At 36.9% G+C, this 21,603-nt stretch carries 19 protein-coding genes and 1 riboswitch; of the genes, 13 read left to right on the top strand and 6 right to left on the bottom strand.

Annotated features, from left to right (window positions below):
* Positions 1 to 46: 46 nt before the first annotated feature.
* Positions 47 to 427, bottom strand: coding sequence for a hypothetical protein (locus RRV45_RS17115; RefSeq protein ID WP_315665891.1), 381 nt, complete (start codon positions 425 to 427; stop codon positions 47 to 49).
* A gap of 132 nt (positions 428 to 559) precedes the next feature.
* Positions 560 to 663, bottom strand: a riboswitch (cyclic di-GMP riboswitch).
* 164 nt (positions 664 to 827) lie between these two features.
* Positions 828 to 1,430 (bottom strand): 30S ribosomal protein S4, encoded by a 603-nt coding sequence (gene rpsD, locus RRV45_RS17110; protein WP_315665890.1) that lies wholly within the window; start codon positions 1,428 to 1,430, stop codon positions 828 to 830.
* 345 nt (positions 1,431 to 1,775) lie between these two features.
* Between rpsD and RRV45_RS17105 the strand changes: the two genes are divergently transcribed.
* From RRV45_RS17105 to megL, 3 genes are all read left to right on the top strand, one after another.
* On the top strand, positions 1,776 to 2,372 hold the full coding sequence (locus RRV45_RS17105) for a hypothetical protein (RefSeq protein WP_315665889.1): 597 nt from the start codon (positions 1,776 to 1,778) through the stop codon (positions 2,370 to 2,372).
* A 63-nt stretch (positions 2,373 to 2,435) separates the two neighbouring features.
* Positions 2,436 to 4,349, top strand: a complete 1,914-nt coding sequence (locus RRV45_RS17100; RefSeq protein ID WP_410489304.1) for a sensor domain-containing diguanylate cyclase — start codon at positions 2,436 to 2,438, stop codon at positions 4,347 to 4,349.
* A 119-nt stretch (positions 4,350 to 4,468) separates the two neighbouring features.
* Complete coding sequence (gene megL / locus RRV45_RS17095) at positions 4,469 to 5,659, top strand: methionine gamma-lyase (protein ID WP_315665888.1); 1,191 nt, start codon at positions 4,469 to 4,471, stop codon at positions 5,657 to 5,659.
* A gap of 165 nt (positions 5,660 to 5,824) precedes the next feature.
* Here megL and RRV45_RS17090 read toward each other — a convergent pair whose 3' ends face one another.
* Complete coding sequence (locus tag RRV45_RS17090; RefSeq protein WP_315665887.1) at positions 5,825 to 6,304, bottom strand: GAF domain-containing protein; 480 nt, start codon at positions 6,302 to 6,304, stop codon at positions 5,825 to 5,827.
* Between the two features lie 262 nt (positions 6,305 to 6,566).
* Between RRV45_RS17090 and refZ the strand changes: the two genes are divergently transcribed.
* Complete coding sequence (gene refZ, locus RRV45_RS17085; RefSeq protein WP_315665886.1) at positions 6,567 to 7,202, top strand: forespore capture DNA-binding protein RefZ; 636 nt, start codon at positions 6,567 to 6,569, stop codon at positions 7,200 to 7,202.
* A gap of 32 nt (positions 7,203 to 7,234) precedes the next feature.
* Here refZ and hisJ read toward each other — a convergent pair whose 3' ends face one another.
* A complete protein-coding gene (gene hisJ, locus RRV45_RS17080; protein ID WP_315665885.1) occupies positions 7,235 to 8,026 on the bottom strand; it encodes a histidinol-phosphatase HisJ in 792 nt (263 codons plus the stop codon).
* Positions 8,027 to 8,267: 241 nt separating this feature from the next.
* On the opposite strand from hisJ, the gene ezrA reads away from it, so the two are divergent.
* Positions 8,268 to 9,953, top strand: coding sequence for a septation ring formation regulator EzrA (gene ezrA, locus RRV45_RS17075; RefSeq protein WP_315665884.1), 1,686 nt, complete (start codon positions 8,268 to 8,270; stop codon positions 9,951 to 9,953).
* A gap of 66 nt (positions 9,954 to 10,019) precedes the next feature.
* Here the strand turns inward: ezrA and brnQ are convergent, their stop codons facing one another.
* The gene (gene brnQ, locus RRV45_RS17070; RefSeq protein WP_315665883.1) at positions 10,020 to 11,357 is read right to left on the bottom strand and encodes a branched-chain amino acid transport system II carrier protein; all 1,338 of its coding nucleotides are present in this window, start codon (positions 11,355 to 11,357) and stop codon (positions 10,020 to 10,022) included.
* A gap of 323 nt (positions 11,358 to 11,680) precedes the next feature.
* Between brnQ and RRV45_RS17065 the strand changes: the two genes are divergently transcribed.
* The 6 genes from RRV45_RS17065 (at position 11,681) to rarD (ending at position 18,848) form a co-directional block, all read left to right on the top strand.
* Entirely contained in the window at positions 11,681 to 12,823 is a 1,143-nt protein-coding gene (locus RRV45_RS17065; RefSeq protein ID WP_315665882.1) for a cysteine desulfurase family protein, read from the top strand.
* Position 12,824: 1 nt separating this feature from the next.
* Entirely contained in the window at positions 12,825 to 14,030 is a 1,206-nt protein-coding gene (gene thiI / locus RRV45_RS17060; RefSeq protein ID WP_315665881.1) for a tRNA uracil 4-sulfurtransferase ThiI, read from the top strand.
* A gap of 125 nt (positions 14,031 to 14,155) precedes the next feature.
* On the top strand, positions 14,156 to 14,356 hold the full coding sequence (locus RRV45_RS17055) for an alpha/beta-type small acid-soluble spore protein (RefSeq protein WP_315665880.1): 201 nt from the start codon (positions 14,156 to 14,158) through the stop codon (positions 14,354 to 14,356).
* 197 nt (positions 14,357 to 14,553) lie between these two features.
* Entirely contained in the window at positions 14,554 to 16,140 is a 1,587-nt protein-coding gene (mbcS, locus tag RRV45_RS17050; RefSeq protein ID WP_315665879.1) for an acyl-CoA synthetase MbcS, read from the top strand.
* A 78-nt stretch (positions 16,141 to 16,218) separates the two neighbouring features.
* Positions 16,219 to 17,826 (top strand): amidohydrolase, encoded by a 1,608-nt coding sequence (locus RRV45_RS17045; protein ID WP_315665878.1) that lies wholly within the window; start codon positions 16,219 to 16,221, stop codon positions 17,824 to 17,826.
* A gap of 89 nt (positions 17,827 to 17,915) precedes the next feature.
* Positions 17,916 to 18,848 (top strand): EamA family transporter RarD, encoded by a 933-nt coding sequence (gene rarD, locus RRV45_RS17040; RefSeq protein ID WP_315665877.1) that lies wholly within the window; start codon positions 17,916 to 17,918, stop codon positions 18,846 to 18,848.
* A gap of 62 nt (positions 18,849 to 18,910) precedes the next feature.
* Here rarD and RRV45_RS17035 read toward each other — a convergent pair whose 3' ends face one another.
* A complete protein-coding gene (locus RRV45_RS17035) occupies positions 18,911 to 19,711 on the bottom strand; it encodes an NAD kinase (protein WP_315665876.1) in 801 nt (266 codons plus the stop codon).
* A 331-nt stretch (positions 19,712 to 20,042) separates the two neighbouring features.
* Between RRV45_RS17035 and sppA the strand changes: the two genes are divergently transcribed.
* Positions 20,043 to 21,053 (top strand): signal peptide peptidase SppA, encoded by a 1,011-nt coding sequence (gene sppA, locus RRV45_RS17030; RefSeq protein WP_315665875.1) that lies wholly within the window; start codon positions 20,043 to 20,045, stop codon positions 21,051 to 21,053.
* Positions 21,054 to 21,205: 152 nt separating this feature from the next.
* Complete coding sequence (locus tag RRV45_RS17025; protein ID WP_410489388.1) at positions 21,206 to 21,595, top strand: RDD family protein; 390 nt, start codon at positions 21,206 to 21,208, stop codon at positions 21,593 to 21,595.
* The last annotated feature ends 8 nt before the right edge of the window (positions 21,596 to 21,603 follow it).

The following is a 21,603-nucleotide window of genomic DNA, read 5'->3' as shown; positions in this document are numbered from 1 at the left end:
TGGACCGAAAATCTATTTTACACCCTTCTTCCTACACAATATTAGCTTATTTATTAGGTAATTCTGTATTTATTACACCCATTCCATCTAATATAGCCTTTGCATCTTTGTTTAAATATTCGAGTATATCTGTTCGCAAAAGCAATTTTGCTCTATCCTTAATAATTAGCTTTAAGCCTCTAATATCAAAATTAGTTGCATATGTATTAATGGCGATTAATGTTGCCATGTCTTGTCTGGATATAGGCTGATACCCTGAATGATTTCTTTCTATAAGGAATTTAAGTAATTCTCTTGCATTGCTCTTCAGTGAGATCCTATGTTTTTCTAATACATTTAGATTTTCTTCAATAAGTTTTCGTGCAGTGACAAAGTCTAATTGCTCCATATATTTATTGATATCAGCAATTAAATCTTCAACATTCATAAAAGTTCACCTCACTTTTAATTTTTTTTGCCAAAACAATAAAGCGCTAAGTAATAAGCTTTTTCCGATAGAAAATAAAAAAAGGCTATTCCAAATAGAATAGCCAAAAATTTCATGGAAAATAAACGAGAATTTGGTAACCTGGCAATCATAGCAGTAGGTATTTTTTATTACCTAAAACCTTAGACCCAAGGGCTTTGCGTCCTATTCTTTCAAATAGTTTGCCTTTTACATATTAGGACTTCTTACTTACTTAAATAATAATAGAACAAAATAATACAAAATTCAACATAATTCAACAAAATAATACAATAACTGCAAATTGATGCATTTATTCAAATTTTTAACAAAAAAAGAAAAACCCTAGCGGCGTTATAAAACGCTCTAGGGTTAAAGTTAATTAACGAGAGTAGAACTCAACGATTAGAGATTCGTTAATTTCAGCTGGAAGTTCAGAACGCTCTGGTAAGCGAGTGAAAGTTCCTTCTAATTTGTCAGCATCGAAAGTTACGAAATCAGGAACGAAATTGTTCACTTCGATAGCTTCTTTGATGATGTCAAGATTGCGAGATTTTTCGCGAATGCTAATTGTTTGACCAGGTGCAACGCGGTAAGATGGAATATCAACACGCTTGCCATCAACTAAGAAGTGACCATGGTTAACAAGTTGGCGAGCTTGGCGGCGAGTACGCGCTAAGCCTAAACGATAAACAACGTTATCAAGACGTGATTCTAAAAGAATCATGAAGTTTTCACCGTGTTTACCAACCATTTTACCAGCTTTATCGTATAAGTTACGGAATTGACGCTCAGTTACGCCATACATATGACGAAGCTTTTGCTTCTCCTGTAATTGTAAACCGTACTCAGATAATTTCTTGCGTTGGTTTGGACCATGTTGTCCAGGAGCGTAAGGACGCTTTTCTAATTCTTTACCTGTACCGCTTAGAGAGATTCCAAGACGACGAGATAATTTCCAGCTTGGACCAGTATAACGAGCCATTTAAGACTCCTCCTTTAATGTTTTTATTTTGGTAAAATAAAAACAGATGTGCTATAAGTTATGGTCATTTTGTTTTCATGTACCTTCGCCCTAGCAGCTAAGGGTTACGCAGTACCCCTTCTTCAGAAAAGCTTCGAAAAGCTAATTGAGGAACAAAATGATTTCATAAAACAGTACACATAGGCTGCAATATTTTACACAAATAATATTATATGATTTTTCATTAAGAAAAGTCAAGGAGTATTTCGGAAACGGGTATGAAAGCATTTATTTTTTACTTACTCCATCATTTAGATATGATATAATATAGTAAGTAAAAATGAAAACGTTTTAAGAGTGATACAAGTGAATGAAACGAAAAAAGAAAAGTTTATCCGATTTATGTTAATCGGTTTTTTTATGTTTGTTATAGTTTACGCGTTTTTTCTGCGATATGATAAACAGCCATTAGAAACAATGGTGCAGGATCCAATAGCACTAGTTCTAAAGACAAGCTCAGTCCAAACCGATGCCCCGATTGTTGCGCTCTATGAAAATAAAAATAATGAGCATATATTAGCTATTTATAAGATAGAAAGAACCAACCGCTATAAGTTTAAAACATTACATAGGATTAAGCTAAACGATGCGCCTGACCAACTATTTTCCGATCGATTTGAAAATGGGATTTGGGCCCATATAGACAGGAAGTGGACTTATTTTTCCAAAGGTTTAAAAACTGAGAATAGAGACCATAAGTTTAAGAGGAATCATAGCCAATACAAGGTTTCATTTGTATATAATAGTGATACTTCAAAAATACTAATTAATAATAATCAGTCTATTAATTGGGATAATCGTTTAGGAAACCCAATTGAAATTCATGCTTTAACAAATGATGGTTTATTATGGTTAGTTTTAACAAAAACGGGTATAAGTATTGGAGCAGTTGAAACGCAATAGTCAAAAAATAATTAAGAACTTTTGTCTGCTTACATATATAATGGATGTATATGGGAAACGGGAATGAAAATAGGTGATGAGTATATGGCTAATAATGAGCATGAATTAATATTGAAGTTGAAAAGTAATTTTTTTGATATCGTAGATACAGAAAATGGCTTTTTGGTATATGATGATGTATTGAAAAATATGCTCTTCGCCATCAAAACCTTATTAAATGCCAAGGAAGCTACTTTTTTTAGTTTTAATAATTGTAAAAAGAAATTACTCATAGAGACCTCAACACTTTGCAATATAGAACAAGTAAAGTGTCCAAATATTTCTAAGGATGAAATAATAAATAAGGTTGGTCAATTTAAATCGTTTTATCGTAATTTGCCGGGATTTGAAGAATATGATTTAATGCTAGTCTTGGAGAAAAAGAATTCCTTTATTGGAATTATGGCTTTGAAGGAGCAAGAAGCTGGGATGATCTCTCTTTCTGATGAAGTTCTCGAAGGAATAAGTCATCACAGTTTAAAATTCCTTGAAAATGTACAATCACTGATTAATAAAGTATCTGAGGATAGACGGTATAAACAGCTATTCCGTGTTACAGAAAAATTTCATTCTACAATGAATATGGACGATGTCCTCGGTGAGATTATTCATACGCTCCAGGAGGTCTATCCAACATTCACTTACTATCTCCTTCTTTCACATGATAATCATATGCTTGAAGACCTTCCTATAAAGGATTTAGACTACAACAGTGAAAATATTGCGGCTATGCAGGCATACGTAACAGGCAATATTCAATTTGAAGATTCCATTCAAATGAAAAAATCTGTTTTATATGCACCATTGAAAGGGAAACAGGGCGTTTATGGGGTATTGCAAGTAATTGCACCTAATACCATTGTTTTTCCAGATGGTGAAATTGAGTTTATTACCCTTTTAGCAAATACAGCTGGCAGCGCATTAGAAAATGCTCAGCTTTACCAGCAATCAAAGCGTCTAATAACAGATCTTAAATTAATCAATGAAACTTCTCATCGCTTGAACTCTAATTTAAGATTAACAGAAGCAATGGCGTATATGACTGAGCAGATTTCGGACTCTTTTGGTGCAGAAGAAGTTGGTTTCATCTTATATACTAAAGGTGGAAAACAAATAGAAGTATTAAATGGCAGTACGGATTTCTTCCAGACAACTGGCGCAGAAAGCTATATTCAATATATAAAGGGTAGAATTGATAAAGAGGTTGAGTCCCTTTTTATCGGTGATTTTCAATTGCCATTAGAATCAGATATAAGGCAATTTAAATCAATAATGGCAGTTCCTATGACCCAATCCGGAGTCCTTAAGGGGTTTGTACTTGCTATGAGTGAGCCGTCTTATCATTTCTCTTTTGAAACGTTTAAGCTTCTGCAGTCATTGATCCACCACTCTACTCTTGCTATTACAAACTCAATGCTTAGAGAGGAACTTGAAAAGATGGTTGTAACAGACCATTTAACGAAGCTTTATTCCCGAAATTACCTTGATGAAAAAATATATCAATCAATGAACGAGGATCATGAAGGAACGTTTATTATGATTGATATTGATAATTTTAAGACCATCAATGATACATATGGCCATCAGGTTGGAGATGAGGTTATCATTCAAGTAGCAGGACTGATAAATGCCAATATTAGGGGAACTGATATAGGTGCAAGATGGGGCGGGGAAGAACTTGCTATTTATTTGCCAGGAGTATCTTTAATTGCAGGTGTGGTAATAGCTGAAAGGCTTGTTGCAAGAGTGTATGAATGTTCCAACCCTAAGGTGACCATTTCATGTGGAGTATCACATTGGAGCAGGGGACAAGAGGATACGTATCCTTCATTATTTAAACGTGCTGATAAAGCGTTATATGTTGCTAAGCAAACAGGAAAAAATAAAGTCATTGTTCAAGAAAGTGATATTGTTATTGAAAAGACTTCGCCATACTAATGGCGAGGTCTTTTTTTCCTAATTAAATAAGCATTCAAAACCTTCATATTATGCATATCCTGTAAAGAGAACTTTTTTTATTTTATGATGAGAGCATTCACTGAAGAGGGGAGATTTTGATGAAAGAGAAAAAAGATGTGAGTTTTGAAACAAAGGTCATCCATGAAGGATATGAAGCAGAAAAATATTGCGGCAGTCTGGCACCGCCTATTTTCCAAACATCAACATTTGCATTTGAAACAGCCCAGCAAGGGGAAAGGCGCTTTGCTGGAAAAGAAGAAGGCTTTGTCTATTCAAGACTTGGGAACCCGACAGTAAAAATGCTTGAAGAAAGAATAGCTGCATTAGAAAATGGCGAAGCTGCCCTTGCATTTGGTTCTGGAATGGCTGCTGTTTCAGCTGTTCTGTTTGCATTGACCAAAACAGGTGATCATATTTTATGCTCCCAAGGTGTGTATGGCTGCACATTTGGACTGCTTCAGATGATGAAAAATAAATACAAAATCAGTCACGACTTTTCTGCAATGGATACAAGGGAGAAGCTGCTTGAAGCTATTCTTCCAGAAACGGTATGTATTTATGTGGAAACACCCATTAATCCAACAATGAAGCTTGTAGATTTACAAATGGTTGCTGAGATTGGAAAAGAAAAAGGAATTCCGGTTGTTGTAGACAATACGTTCTGTTCCCCCTATTTACAAAATCCAATTGATCTTGGATGTGATGTCGTCATCCACAGTGCAACTAAATATATTTGTGGACATGGAGATGTGATTGCAGGCCTTGTAATTGGGACAAAGGAGTTCATCGGGGAAGTGGCCTTGACAACGCAAAAGGATATTGGCGGAATTATCTCTCCTTTTGATGCGTGGCTGTTACTAAGGGGGTTAAAGTCATTAGCAGTCAGAATGGATCGCCATTGTGATAATACAGAGAAGCTAGCAGATTTCTTATTTTCACATCCGAAGATAAACAAAGTATATTTTCCCGGACATAAACATAATTCAGAATTTGAAATCGCAAAGAAGCAAATGAGAAGACCAGGCGGAATGATTTCCTTTACTTTGAAAGGAGAAAAGGAAACAGCTCAAGATTTTATGAATGCATTAAAGCTCATTAAAATCGCCGTAAGTCTAGGAGATTCAGAAACATTAATTCAGCATCCGGCGACAATGACTCATGCAGTTGTACCTAAAGAATCCCGCGAAAAAATGGGGATTGATGATACGCTGTTGAGACTGTCTGTCGGCCTTGAATCTTGGCAAGACATTCGTGATGACCTTGAACTGGCGTTGGAAAAAGTAGTATAAGAGCAAAAACGCGATGAGATTAACTTTACTCGAATTTGAGAATTGTCTAGCTGCAGCGCCTACCCCCTCGAGGTCACAAGCCAATCCTCCCAGAAAGGTAAAGAACACCTTTCCGAGAGGCTCGTCTTGTGCTTGTCGGGGGTGGGCAAGGCGCTTCCGCTTTTCTTATAAAAAGGACACTAATATTCGTGCAAAGTCTTCTAGCTCCTTTTGGTCAAGCTCATCGAAGCGATTTTTTTCAGGTGAATCAATATCCAGCACACCGATTAACTGGCCATCTTTAATGAGTGGAATAACAATCTCTGATTGAGATGCAGCATCACAGGCGATATGGCCAGGGAATAAATGAACATCCTCAACACGGACAGTTTCCATAAGTTTTGCTGATGTACCGCAAACGCCTTTTCCAATTGGAATTCTAACACATGCTGGAAGTCCTTGAAAAGGACCAAGGACAAGCTCATCGTTTTCCATTAGATAAAATCCAACCCAATTAATCCGATCTAAAAATTGGTTTAACAGAGCGGAAGCATTACTTAAATTTGCAATTGCATTCCTTTCTCCTTCAAGCAACGCAGTGAGCTGCTTCTTCACTAGTTTATAGTTTTCCTCACGAGTCCCGCGGTAAGTTTCGACGTTAAACAACTTAATGCACCCTGCTTTCTATCAATGTTTTTAAGAATATTGCAAAATCAGAAGAAATAGCCATTACTTTGTCGAGATATTTATAAAGGATATGGTGATTTTAACAAGAATGTTTATATATAACAAGAAATCCACGTTATTTGACAATTTTTCGCTGTTGCTGTCTATTTGCTAAGGATTTTTATCTATGTTTTTTATGCTAAATATCATGATGAAAATGTTGTTTTAATAAAGCCGAAAAAATAATAAAGAAGGTGAAAACATGAGCAGAGATGTGAAAAAGGCAATTGTTGATGCAGCAATCAATCTATTTAATGCCAATGGATTTGATGGTACATCAGTTCGGGATATTGCCAAAAGGGCAAGGGTAAACACAGCAAATATAGCTTATTACTTCGATAATAAACTCGGATTGCTAGAGCATTGCTTTACAATTTTCTTTGAAGGATATGTGGAGCAGATTGAAGAGGGATTTGCAAACCTCGACCAGGGTGCAGCGAGCAGTTTGAGGAAAATTACCGAAAATGTGATGTACTATCAATTTGAAAATATGTATTTAACAAGATTAATATGGAGGGAAATATCGATTGACTCTCAAGTTGTTCGTGAAATTATGTCGACCTACTTGATGAAAGAGAGGTTTTATTTAAGTAAAGTGTTTGAAAGAGGAATGAAAACGAGGGAGTTCCGCACTCTTTCTCCGGATTATATGATTCTCCAATTAAAGGGGCTATTAAGCATGCCTTTTTTGAATATCCAATATATGACTGAGGTTTTGCATGTGATGCCAAACGAGAAGTATTTTGCTGAAAAATACGTGCGTGAAGTTTTCTGCTGGATTGATGGTGTAATATGCAAGCGGTCATATGAACCACCGATTTATCTTGCTGTAAAATAAAAAACAGGAAGGAAATCTAAATGAGATTTCCCCTAAAAAAGCATACGATCCATCCCATGCCCAAGATCCTTTATTTGATGTGAATCAGAACCATAAACAAGCGGGATCCCTTTTTTCATGGCTTCTTTTACAACCCAGTTAGGCGGATAGGGCTCCCTGCATAGAGGTTTAGAAAATCCTGCACCGTTATAGTCGAGCTCATATCCCTTTTTACCGATTGCTGAAAGTACATCTTGAATCAGTTCAGAGAAATCCCTCTGCGCGGGAAATTTTTTTTGGAATTTTTTCACTAATGTCATATGTCCGATTCTTTTTGGTTTGAAAGGACCTAGGTCAGAATGAATGGATGTAAGAACTGTATGAAAATAAGCTTCGTAAATAGCCTCTATAGATCCATATTTTTCAATCATTTGTCCAAAAACTTCTGGGCTGTAATCGAGACAATCATATTCATCCCCATACTTTAAAAAATGAACAGATAATATGGCATCATCTAAAAACGGTCCATATTGGGTAAGAAATCTACGTGTCTCTTCTTCAAATCCTTCGATAAAATCTACTTCAAGACCTGCGTTAATTTTGATTTTGTGGCTGAAAATTGACTTTACCCTAGATATTTCATGTAAGTACGTTTCAATCTCTTCCAATTTCATGGAGCTGTCCCTCGCCGGTGTAGGGTCAACAAATCCCTCAGGCAGTGGTGCGTGCTCGGTAAATGATATCTCCTTAAACCCTAAAGAAATTGCTTTTTCGACATAGCCCTCAAGCGGATCTTTTGTACCATGAGGACAAAAGGGGGTGTGAATATGTCCATCTTTTTCCATTGGATAATTAAACCTTCTTTCTGTAAAATTCAAGAAAAGGCAAAATATTTGAAAAAATGACAAGTTTAGTGTTCAATAAAGAATACAATTGATGTTTTTCACACTAATTTAGATAAAATATTGAAATTAATAGTCAAAAATTGTCGTATACATGGTATCATAAAAACATTGACCTGAACATTATTTTAAAGTTTATTATAGAAGGATTTGGCTCGGTATAGAACAGGGGGCTTTTTGGAGAATGGAATACATTATTGGCGGCATCGTCATAGTAATCGTGCTTTTTTTAACAGGATACATATTAAAGAAGAAATATTATAAAGAAATAGATCGGCTAGAAACATGGAAGATGGATATTGTGAATCGCCCTGTTCTTGATGAAATGTCGAAAGTTAAGCAATTAAATATGACTGGACAAACGGAAGAATTGTTTGAACGCTGGAGAACCGAGTGGGATGATATTGTTACAGCCCAGCTTCCAAATGTTGAAGAATATTTATTCGATGCAGAGGAGTATATCGATAAATATCGCTTTAGGAAAGCAAAAGAAGTACAGCAGACTACCGAAAAATTTTTAAATGAGATTGAAGAAAACATTAAAAAGTTATTAAACGAATTAAATGAGCTAGTTGGAAGCGAAGAAAAGAATAGATCAGATATTCAAGAGTTGAAGGATTTATATCGAGAGAGTAAGAAATTGTTGCTGGCACATCATCACACATATGGTAAAACAGCAGATATTCTTGAGCAGCAACTAGATGAAACCTTTGCAAAATTTGAAGTATTTGATGAAAAAACAGAAAATGGCAACTATCTGGAAGCACGGGAAATTGTTTTAACCATTCAGGCTCAGTTGGATGAAGTTAAATTAAAAATGGAGAGGATCCCTGAATTTCTTGTAGAGTGTCAATCAAAAATCCCATCACAATTGAAAGAATTGAGTGAAGGATATAAAGAAATGGTTGAACAGGGCTATATCCTTGACCATATCGAATTTGACAAAGAAATAAACAGACTTGAAAATGAAACATCAGCATATTTAAGTCTCATCGAGACAGCTGATTTGACAGATGTACATAAAGGAATAGAAGAAATTAAAGGAAGCATTGATTTCCTTTATGAACTGCTTGAGGCTGAGGTTCATGCGAAGCATTATATTGGGCAGCAGGATGATCCAACTAGGAATATGCTATTTACGAATAAAGAAATAAATAGGCAGTTAAAGGAAGAAATGGAGCTTGTCCGTCAAAGCTATCATCTCTCAGAAAAGGATATGTTCATTCAGGCAGAGCTGGAAAAGAAGTTAATCCAATTGAATAAAAGCTATGAGGTTCTGGAACACAAGATTATTTCAGAAAACACAGCCCATTCATTGCTAAAAACGGAGCTTGAAGGAATTAAATCACAATTGGAAGAAATTGAGGAAGAGCATGTTAAGTTTGCAGAAAAGCTGCAGGCATTAAGAAAAGATGAAATGGCTGCTCGTGAAAGCATTGATGATTTAAGGAAAAACTTGGCCGAAGCAGCAAGGCTTGTTTCAAAAAGCAATATTCCAGGACTTCCTCAGGACTATTTATATTTAATGGAAGATGCGAAAGAAAGCATTGGAAATGTCATTATGAAGCTAGATGAAAAGCCGCTAAATATTCAAACGATCCAGCAATATTTAGAGGTTGCAGTTCTAACAGTAGAGAAAATTGTCAATACAACGAATGATATGATTGAAACTGTCATGCTTGTTGAAAAAGTCATTCAGTACGGAAACCGTTACCGGAGAAGATATCCTTCAGTTGCAAAAGGGTTACAAGATGCAGAGGCTTCGTTTAGAGGCTTTGATTACAAGACTGCTTTAGAGCAGGCAGCAACAGCGATAGAGGAAATTGATCCAAGTGCAATGAAGAAAATTGAAGAATTAATAAGTGAATAGAAATAAAGAAGAGGTGTTCGATTACGGACACCTCTTCATCATTATTTATCTTAATAAATCTAAAAATCAATGACTGGATACTGTATTCTTCGGTGCATTAAAGATCATCGCAATAATATACCCAATAATTGCTCCAATGATTGCTGGTAAAGCCCAGCTAATCCCTTGAGAATACAAAGGAAGAACACTTAATGCTTCAGTTAGGACTGAAACGTTTAATCCGGCTGTGTTCAAACCATCCACTAGACTAATAATACCTGTAGGAATTATTGAACAAATGTAAACAATAGAATAGCCTCTAAAGTAATTATGCAAAAATGATAATAAGATTAGGACTATTGCTAATGGATAAATAATAACTAAAACTGGGACAGAGAATTTAATAAGCTGTGTTAACCCAGCATTCGCAATGACTGTACTAAAAATGGAAAAGATAATAACAATGGATTTATAAGAAAAGCGCGGCAGGAGCTTAGAGAAATATTCTCCGCATGCCGATACAAGCCCAATGGAAGTTGTTAGACATGCAAATACGATGGCTAAAGCCAGAATAATAGAACCGAATGATCCAAATAAGTATTTGACTGCACCAGAAAGAATAGCGCCTCCGTTTTCTTGTACCCCTATGGCAGCTGGGGCAGTCGATCCAATATAAGCTAAAGCAAGATAAACAACGGCAAGGCCTGCTGCAGCAATCAATCCAGATTGCACACAAATCTTAGTTAATGTTTTCTTATTTGTGACACCTTGTCCTTTGATTGCGCTAATGACGATAATTCCAAATACAAGGGCAGCAATTGTATCCATTGTTAAATATCCTTCTACAAACCCCTTAAAGATAGGACCATCTGCATATAGACCAATTGGTGCCTGAGGTTCGCCCATAGGAGTAATCAAGCTTTTGACTACAATGATTCCTAAAATAATCAGTAAGGCAGGCGTTAATATTTTTCCAATGCGGTCAACTAATTTTGTTGGATTCATTGCTAGCCATGCCGTAATTACAAAGAAAATAATCGAGAAGAAAAGCAATGGCAACCTGCTATTGTCAGCGTTTTCAGAAAGAAACGGAATAACCCCAATTTCATATGAAACTGTCCCTGTTCGCGGAATCGCGAATAAAGGCCCAATCACTAAATACATGACCACTGGAAAAGCTACACCATATGCTGGATGAACACGGCTAGCCAATGTTTGGACATCACCATTTTTTGCAATCGCAATAATGGAAACGAGTGGTAAGCCTACTCCTGTTATTAAGAATCCAATAATAGCAGTCCATACATTTGTTCCCGCATCTTGGCCAAGAAAAGGAGGGAAAATCATATTGCCAGCACCAAAAAATAAAGCAAATAGCATAAGACCAATTGCCATGATTTGCTTCGCAGATAAATTAGAATTCATTATTTCATCCCCCGAATAGATACCGTAATTTTCAGAATATTAGACTTGATAGTAATACATTCATTCATTTGAAAACATGATTCTTTCTAATTATTGAAACATTTACATATTAACATAGGGTTTAAAAAAAATGTCGAAACAACAAGAAGTCACAATATTGGGGTAATAAGCAATCTTAACCTTTTAAAAAAATTCACAACCATAAAATGCTTTTACACGTAATATTTATTTTTTGCGATAATATAGAAAAGATTCATTTTCATTCACACATATTTATGCTAAGATTTACAGTTGCCATCCGTTTATTATTGGGAGGAAAGAAAATGATTTACTTTGATAATAGTTCAACGACTAAGCCTTACAGTGAGGTTTTAGATTCCTTTATAAAGGTTTCCACAGAGTACTTTGGCAATCCATCTTCTTTGCATGGGCTAGGTGCTCAATCGGAGAAGCTGCTTTCCCAAGCAAGAGAACAAATAGCCAAGCTTTTAGATGTCCAAAAAAATGAAATATACTTTACTTCCGGGGGGACTGAAAGTAATAATATTGCGATAAAAGGGACAGCTCTCATGCATAAAGGCAGGGGCCGGCACTTAATAACAACCGAAATTGAACATCCTTCAGTAAAAGAATCCATAGAGCAATTAAAGAGCCTGGGCTTTCGGGTCACCTATATTCCTGTTGACCAAAACGGGATTGTAAAGGTAGAGGATATTGAAAGAGCGATTTGCGATGACACCATATTAGTTTCCGTTATGCACGTAAACAACGAGATAGGCTCTATTCAGCCAATTCATGAAATCGGACAGCTTCTCATGCAATATTCTAAAATCCTTTTTCATGTCGACTTTGTTCAAGGTATTGGGAAAGTGCCTTTGAATATTCGTGAAAGCCGAGTGGATTTATGCACAATATCAGGTCATAAATTTCATGGCCTAAAGGGGACTGGAGCACTGTTTGTACGAAATGGGGTAAAGATTTCTTCATTAATTACAGGCGGAGGACAGGAATGGCGGCTTAGAAGTGGCACTGAAAATGTTCCAGGTATGGTTGCGATGGCAAAGGCTCTTAGGCTAACATTTTTACAGCAAACAGAGCAAATAAATAATATGGTAAAAATTAAGGAGTTTTTAAGAGACAAACTGGAAATGATAGAAGGGGTTACTATTCATACCCCTATTTGCCAGTCGGCTCCTCATATTATTAATTTTTCAATAAAAGGATTTAAGGCTGAAGTGTTCATTCATGCTCTGGAGGAAATGGATATTTACGTTTCATCTACAAGTGCATGCTCTTCAAAAAGGCAAAAGGCAAGCACGACATTAATCGCCATGGGCATTCCTGAGGAAGAGGCGTTGAGCGCTATTAGAATTAGCTTATCCTATGATAATACACTTAATGAGGCAGAGCAATTTATGAAGGCAGTAAACGAAGCCGTTGCTAGGCTAAGAAAGGTAATGAACTAAAATGAATTATGATCGTATTCTTATTCGATATGGAGAATTATCAACAAAAGGAAGAAACAGAAAGTTATTTATTGATCAATTACGGAGAAATATTAAAAGGGTTCTTCGTAATTTTGAAAAAATAAAAATTGAAGCAAATAGAGAAAGAATGTTCGTGTTATTAAATGGAGAAAACGGTGAAGAAATTATCGAGCGTTTAAGGCATGTGTTTGGAATTCAATCATTCAGCCCTGCGGTAAAAACGGAAAAAGACTTAGAAAAAATGAAAGTAGCAGCCCTGTCGCTATTTCGGAAAATTTACGAGCCAGGGAAAACATTCAAAATTACTACAAAAAGAGCAGATAAAACCTTTATTCAAGATACAAATGAAGTTAATCATACATTTGGCACCCATCTTTTAAAAAATGTAGAGGATTTAAAGGTCAATGTAAAAAATCCGGATATCAATCTTCAAATTGAAATCAGGGATGAAGGTGTTTATCTTTCATGTGAAACGATACCGGGTGCTGGCGGTCTTCCGATCGGTTCTAGCGGAAAAGCCATGCTAATGCTGTCAGGTGGAATCGACAGCCCTGTAGCCGGGTTTTTATCCATGAAAAGGGGTATAGAGCTAGAAGCAGTACACTTCTATAGTCCGCCTTTCACGAGCGAGAGAGCGAAACAAAAGGTTTTGGATTTATCGGAAAAACTGGCTAATATAAGCGGTGAGGTTGTCCTTCATATCGTGCCGTTTACTGAAATTCAGCAGCTTATTCAACAGCAGATCCCTGAGAATTATTCCATGACTACAACAAGAAGACTCATGCTAAGAATTACAGATGAAATAAGAAATAATAATAATGGCTTGGCTATCATTACCGGAGAAAGTCTTGGGCAGGTTGCCAGCCAAACACTTGAAAGTATGTATGCTATAAATGATGTAACCAACACACCGATCATTAGACCGTTAATTACAATGGATAAGGCTGAAATTATTGATATTGCCAATGGGATTGATACATTTGAAATATCAAACCAGCCTTACGAGGATTGCTGTACAGTGTTCGTTCCTTCTTCTCCAAAAACAAAACCAAAACGTGAGAAGGTCCAACACTATGAAAGCTTTACAGATTTTGAGCCTTTTATTAGGAAGGCTGTTGAAAATACGGAAACAATCCGTATTAAACCGGAATCTTTAAAGCAGGAAATGCTAGAAGATTTATTTTAATGCAATATAACCGTTGGCTGATAAGACTCTCTTAATCTGCCAGAAGGTGTAACAATTACCAAATAAATAATTGAATATGGCCATGTGATTCTACACATTCTATACTCACAAGGAGGTGAAGTCACATGGCAAACAACAGTTCAAACCAACTTCTAGTTCCTGGAGTACAACAAGCTCTTGACCAAATGAAGTATGAAATTGCAAACGAGTTTGGTGTAAACCTTGGTGCAGATACAACTTCTCGCGCTAACGGTTCTGTAGGAGGAGAAATCACTAAGCGTTTAGTACAAATGGCTGAACAGCAATTAGGCGGTTTCCAATCATAATCTAAAAAATAAATAATATGGCTACATGGAGCAGGATACATACATCCTGCTCCTATTTTATTTTTCCCTGCCCGTCTAGGTAAAACCTAAAGCAGGTATTAAATAATTTCAAAATTCCAAAATAATTTAGTATAATAATTTTTAAAGAAGCATCTTGAGCAAAGTATTAGATTAGACCGACTATTGGAGGAGATTTGATGAAGCGTGAAGACTTATTAGCACCTGAGAAGTACAATCTAGTATCCGAAATAGAGCAATTCGCAAGTAATACTAACAGGCTTGCGTTAAAATGGGAAAATGAACTTGGGGAGAAAAAAGAGGTTACTTATAAAGAACTGCTTATAAATGCAAATAAAATCGGGAATGTTTTCCTTCAGCATGGACTTACAAAAGGCGATGTTCTTTTAATCATTGTTCCTCGGCTGATTGAAGCCTATCAAGTATACATAGCAGCTTTAAAAGCGGGATTAGTCGTAATACCTAGCTCTGAAATGCTTCGAACAAAAGACCTCCAATATCGAATTACACATGGTGATGTAAAGGGGATCGTTAGTTATTATCCATATGTCGATCAATTTGAACAGGTAGAGGAAATAGAGAATTTACCGAAGTTTGTGATTGGAAATCCGAAAGAGCAGTGGATCGATTTAAATAAGGAAATGGAAACTGCTTCAGACGAGCTGCCATTGGCAGATACAAGTAAGGGAGACATGGCGTTTCTTTCCTATACATCCGGGACAACAGGAAATCCAAAAGGCGTTGTACACACTCATGGCTGGGCATATGCACATCTGCGAGCGGCCGGACCAAACTGGCTTTGTATTGAAGAAGGTGATAACGTGTGGGCAACAGCAGGTCCGGGCTGGCAAAAGTGGATATGGAGTCCATTTCTTTCCGTACTAGGCTCTGGGGCAACCGGCTTTGTCTACAATGGAAAATTTGAAGCAAAGAAATATTTGCAGCTCCTTCAGGAATGTGATGTGAACGTTCTATGCTGTACGCCTACAGAATATCGAATTATGGCAAAAGTAGATAATATTCATGAATACAAGCTCCCGAACTTAAGAAGTGCTGTTTCAGCAGGAGAGCCTTTGAATAGTGAAGTGATTGACACCTTTAAGAGGCACTTTAATGTGGCCGTTCGTGATGGCTATGGCCAAACAGAAAATACATTGCTTGTTGGAATCACAAAAGGAATGGATTTAAAGGCTGGTTCTATGGGAAAACCTATACCAGGCAATAGTGTAGAAATTATCGATGAAAACGGCGAACCTTGCGGAGTGAACGAGGTGGGAGATATCGCTGTTCATATTGAAACACCAGCCCTATTTAAAAATTATTATAAAGATCCTGAAAGAACCGCCATGCAGTTAAGGGGAGATTATTATATTACCGGCGATAAAGCAAAGAAGGATGAAGAGGGCTATTTCTGGTTTGAAGGCCGCGGAGATGATATCATCATTAGTTCCGGTTATACAATTGGGCCATTTGAGGTCGAAGATGCCCTTGTCAAACATCCTTTTGTGAAGGAGTGTGCGGTCGTTGCTAGTCCCGATGAGGTTCGTGGAAATATTGTCAAAGCCTTTGTTGTTTTACAGGATGGGATAAATGAAGACGATTCAAAAATTGTGAAAGCACTTCAAGAGCATGTGAAGAGCCTTACAGCACCATATAAATATCCTCGTAAAATCGAGTTTTTAGCTGAGCTTCCAAAAACAACATCTGGCAAGATCCGCCGGGTTGAACTTCGAAAGCAAGAAATGGAAGCAGCTGCGAAAAAATAAACACAACATTTAAGTGGGATCAATCATTCATGCAGGCGAAATACCGCCTGCATTTTTAATAGGGAGGTAAACAGAAACATGGGTACACTTTGGTACGGTGGAAATATTTATTCTTTATTAGAGGAAAATCATAAGGTGGAAGCCCTTTATACGAAAGGAAACCGCATCGTTGCTGTGGGGACTTTTGCGGATTTGAAGGAGAGATTCCACCAAGAAATAGACAGTAATATTCATTTAAATGGTGAAACGATGCTCCCTGGATTTGTTGATAGCCATATGCATCTTATTGGATATGGAGAAAAGTTGAATCGGCTCGACTTAACAAATTGTCAATCGAAAGAGGAAGCTCTGCAGGCAGTAAAGCAATATTCCTCAACAATTGAAAAAGGAGAATGGATTATCGGTGATGGCTGGAATGAAAATCTATGGGGGCCTCGAGCTACACCCATCTTTAAATACGAATTAGATACAATTGTTCCGGATCATCCCGTCTTTCTTAAGAGGGTTTGCAGACATGCACTTGTCGCAAATTCTAAAGCACTCGAAGCCGCAAATATCAATGAAAATACAGCTAATCCGGAAGGAGGGGTGATAGGAAGGGATGAAAACGGAAGGCTTAACGGCTTGCTAAAGGAAGAGGCTCAAGAATTGTTATATCGTGTGCTCCCAGAAGTATCTGCTGCCAATCTAAAAAGCTACATTCGCAGGGCTATTCAAAGTGCCTACAAATTAGGATTAACAGGTGTACATACAGAGGATCTAAGCTATTTTGGCGGGTATGAGAGGACATTACAAGCCTTTAAGGATGTTATTGAGGAAGAAGGCTATCCTTTTCGGGCTCATCTTTTAGTTCATCACCTCGTTGTAGATGATATGAAGGAGGCTGGAGAAAGCTTTCTGAGCGGTAGTGAATGGATTGAATTTGGAGCAATGAAGATCTTTGCTGATGGATCATTAGGCAGCAGTACAGCATTGCTAAGTCATCCGTATGCTGATGATCCTTCCACATCTGGTGTTGCAATCTTTTCACAGGATCAATTAGATGAACTTGTTAAGAAGGCAAGAGAATATGAATTGCCAGTAGCTGTTCATGCGATCGGTGATTTAGCATTTGAAATGGTTTTGAATGCCATAGAGAAGTTCCCATTGAGAGGAGTTGGACGTGATCGGCTCATACATGCCCAAATACTTCGGATGGATTTAATTAACCGTGCAAAAATGCTGCCGCTTATTTTAGATATTCAGCCTAGATTTCTTGCTTCTGATTTTCCATGGGTGATGGATCGAGTTGGCGAGAAACAGGATAAATTTTTATATGCTTGGAGGACGTTATTAAAGGAAGGTCTTTCGTGTGCTGGGGGATCAGATGCACCAATCGAACCATTAAGCCCCCTTTTAGGCATTCATGCAGCAGTTACTAGGACAAACGTCAATGATTCGGAAAAAACGGTTTATTTTCCAGAGGAAGCACTATCTGTTTTCGAGGCTGTTAGTCTTTTCACGAAGGGAAGTGCCTATGCTGCTTGTCACGAAAATGATAGAGGATTAATTAAAGAGGGGTTTTTAGCTGATTTTACTATTTTTAAAGAGGATATTTTTAATATTGACTTACATTCTATACCTCATATAACAGTTTCAAAAACGATAATTGGCGGAAAAATTGTCTTTGATTCATCGAACAAATAATAAATGGGTAAAATTAAAAGATTGCCAGAATCTTTCAGTACGAATTATAATAGTAATATTTCGATACTAGAAAGAATTGAGGAATAAAAATGAAAAATAATGATATAAAGATAGGTGTCTTTTATGTTGGCTTTTCCTACATCATTTGGGGATTATTGCCGATTTATTGGAAGCTTCTACATCAAGTAAACGCGGACGAAATTTTGGTCAACAGAATTTTCTGGTCCTTTTTCTTTGTGGTCGGTGTTCTGCTTGTAACAAAAAAGTGGGAAGAATTTCTTCAAATACTGAAAAACTTCCGTACGAATAAAAAACAATTATCTGCACTTATTATAGCGTCTATGTTAATAAGCTGTAACTGGTTTATTTACATATGGGCAGTTAATACAGATCAGATTATTGAAGCTAGCCTTGGTTACTATATAAATCCATTGGTTAGTGTATTATTGGGGATGATTGTTTTTAGGGAAAGATTATCGTACGCACAGTATCTTTCTTTTGCGTTAGCGACAATTGGCGTTCTTGTTCTGACTATTTCTTATGGAAGCTTTCCATGGATATCTATTCTTCTTGCTTTTTCTTTTGGCCTTTATGGACTATCCAAAAAGATGATAAAGGTAGATTCCTCTATTGGGTTGGCTCTAGAAACACTAGTGGTAACCCCAATAGCATTTGTTTATATGGCCGTTCTTTTCGTAAAAGGGACGCAATCGTTCTTATCTGTATCAATTGGAACTGATATACTCCTGATTGGAGCTGGAGCGGCTACAGCAATCCCGCTCTTATATTTTGCGAAGGGCGCTCAAAAAATACCGATGTCCACTATGGGATTCTTACAATTCATTGCACCTACTATTTCATTGATTCTCGGCGTATTCGTTTATCATGAGCATTTTACGAAAATACATTTAATTTCATTTATCTTTATTTGGTCTGCGATTACAATTTATTCATTATCTAAGACAAAGCTTTTTGTTTTATTTAATTCAAAAAGAAATAAGGGAAATAGTTTAGGAGTTTAAGAGTAATAAGAAAAATAATATTTTTGAGGAGCTGTTCATGGGGGCAGCTCCTCAAATTTTCTTTATAAAAATGTTCTCTGTACCTTTTCCCAAAATGAATTATCTTTTAATTTGACTGTTTTTATGATTTTACCACTAAGTTTAATATCAACTTTCTCTACGTGCTGAATGCTTAATGCCTCATTGTCCATTGCCATTGTAGGATGATCATTCCCGTCCTGCACAACCCCAAATGTTAATTTTCTGTCGCCGCTTAGAATAAAGGACGAACCAAGTGTCCGGTAGCGGTTATTATTTAAGGAAGCCATTTCACTGACTTGCAAACAAGGAAGAAGCGGGTCTACAATTGAACCCCTTAATGATTTATTATATGCAGTACTCCCTGTCGGCGTTGCCACAACCATTCCATCGCCTCGGAACGTTTCGAAATGAAAATCATCAATAAACACATCTAATACAAATGTTTTAATAATGGCTGAGCGTATGCTGAATTCGTTTAAACAATAGAAGGAGGTTTGGTCATCAACAGATACCTCAATAGTTGGATATCGGCGGACTTCAATCTTTTCATTTGTCATCGCTTCACTCATTTGATCTGAATAATCAATATGGAAGTCGCAATACAGACTAGGACTATCCAAGGTAGATATTCCGACATATAAACAATCATCTCTAAAGCCTGTTTTCCGAACAGCCTGCAAAAACGCACCATCACCGCCAATGCTTGCAATTAAGTTTGCTTTTTTGTAATCCGTAACAACATTGAAGTGATGGGCTTGTGCAAGCTCATAAAGGGGTTCAACCCTTTCTCTCATTTCAGAATTATTATTATAATAAAAAAAGACGTTTCTACGAGTAGTCATGTGTATTCCTCCAAAAAATAGAGATAATTAAGTTCATATTAAACAATAGCATTGAAAAATTTGGTATGATAGGTAATGTTTCTCGACTCAGTTTACACTTTTTTGAAACGTTTTTAAAGTTTTATACGTATGAAAGACTGGATTGTATAAAGATAATGAAAAAAATTAGCTTTTTCGAATTCGAGAACTGTCTAGCTACAGCGCCTACCCCCTCGAGGTCACAAGCCAATCCTCCCAAAAAGGTAAAGAACACCTTTCTGGGAGGCTCGTCTTGTGCTTGTCGGGGGTGACCAAGGCGCTTCCGCATTTCAATTAAGGGGAGGATTAATCAATGACTGGTAAACGATGGGCCGCATTAGGGATTGCGGGTGTATTATTTGTTTTTTCAATTGTGACGAATTTTTTAACGGGACTGGCATTTAAAGACTTTGAGACTTCCATTACTGATTTATTTGCTTCAAGCAATGCCGGTTTTGTTGAAGAAATAATGGATGAGGGCAATCAAATGAAGAAAATTGTTGTCCTTGATTTAGATGGAGTGATTCAAGATACAGGAGAAGCGACTTCTATTTTTACATCTGCAGGCTACAACCATAAGAGTTTTATGAAGAAGCTTGAGCAGATTAAGGACGATTCAACGGTAAAGGCAGTTGTCATACGGGTCAACACTCCTGGGGGCGGGGTCGTTGAAAGTGCAGAAATACATGATAAGATCAAAGAAATCCAGTCGGAAACGAAGAAGCCAGTTTATGTTTCAATGGGATCTATGGCGGCTTCAGGCGGATATTATATTTCAGCGCCGGCTGATAAAATTTTCGCTAGCCCTGAAACGTTAACTGGTTCTTTAGGAGTCATCATGCAAGGTGTCAATTATGCTGGCTTAGCCGAAAAGTATGGTGTTGACTTTGTTACTATTAAAAGCGGGCCATATAAGGACATCATGAGTCCTTCAAGAGAAATGACAGCCGAAGAAAGAGAAATCCTTCAAAAAATGATCGATAATTCCTATGAAGGATTTGTAAAGGTCATTTCTGAAGGACGAAATATTCCTGTTGCCCAAGTAAAAGAAATTGCTGATGGCAGAATATATGACGGAAGACAAGCGCAGGAATTAAACTTAATTGATGGATTTGGCTACTTGGATGATGTCATTGAAACCCTTAAACAGGATCATAAACTAAAGGGTGCACAGGTTGTGAGATATACTGAAAACCTTGGTTTTGGTTCAATATTTAGCATGGGAGCACAAAAGCTTATGGGCAATGATATCGAAATGGCGGGGCTGATGAAGCTTTTATCACAGCCTAATTCACCGCGTCTCATGTATTTATATGCAGAATAGGAGGTGCAAAGATGAATGAATTTGATGAGGAATTGAATGTAAATAATAGAAACAGCGAAGAACCAGTGTTGAAAAAGCCTGAATCAGAGGACAATCAAAATATAAATGAGCAAAAGGGCCAGCCTGTTTCCGTTCGCTTTGCTGGCTTCTGGATGAGATTCTGGGCTTATTTGCTGGACTTAATTGTCATTGGCAGTATTGATCGCATCCTGATCAATCCTATCTTTCGATTATTAGATATTCCGCTTACAGAATTTAATACCTTTGCGCCGATTTCGATTGCAACTGCAATTACGTTTTATGCTTATTTTGTTCTAATGACGCGATTCTTTAATCAAACGTTAGGAAAAATGGCATTTGGCTTAAAGGTAGTTGATTTAAAGGGAAAAAAACTAACATGGGGTACAATTCTCTTTAGAGAATGGATTGGAAGATTCATTTCAGCTACGATTATGATTGGGTACATAATTGTTGCTTTTTTACCAAAAAAACAAGGACTGCATGATCTTTTTACAGACACGACTGTTATTCATGAAAAATAATGTTGAAT

The sequence above is a fragment of the Bacillus sp. DTU_2020_1000418_1_SI_GHA_SEK_038 genome (assembly GCF_032341175.1).
In the GTDB taxonomy this organism is placed as follows: domain Bacteria; phylum Bacillota; class Bacilli; order Bacillales; family Cytobacillaceae; genus Cytobacillus.
This window is presented reverse-complemented; position numbering and strand designations above follow the sequence as displayed.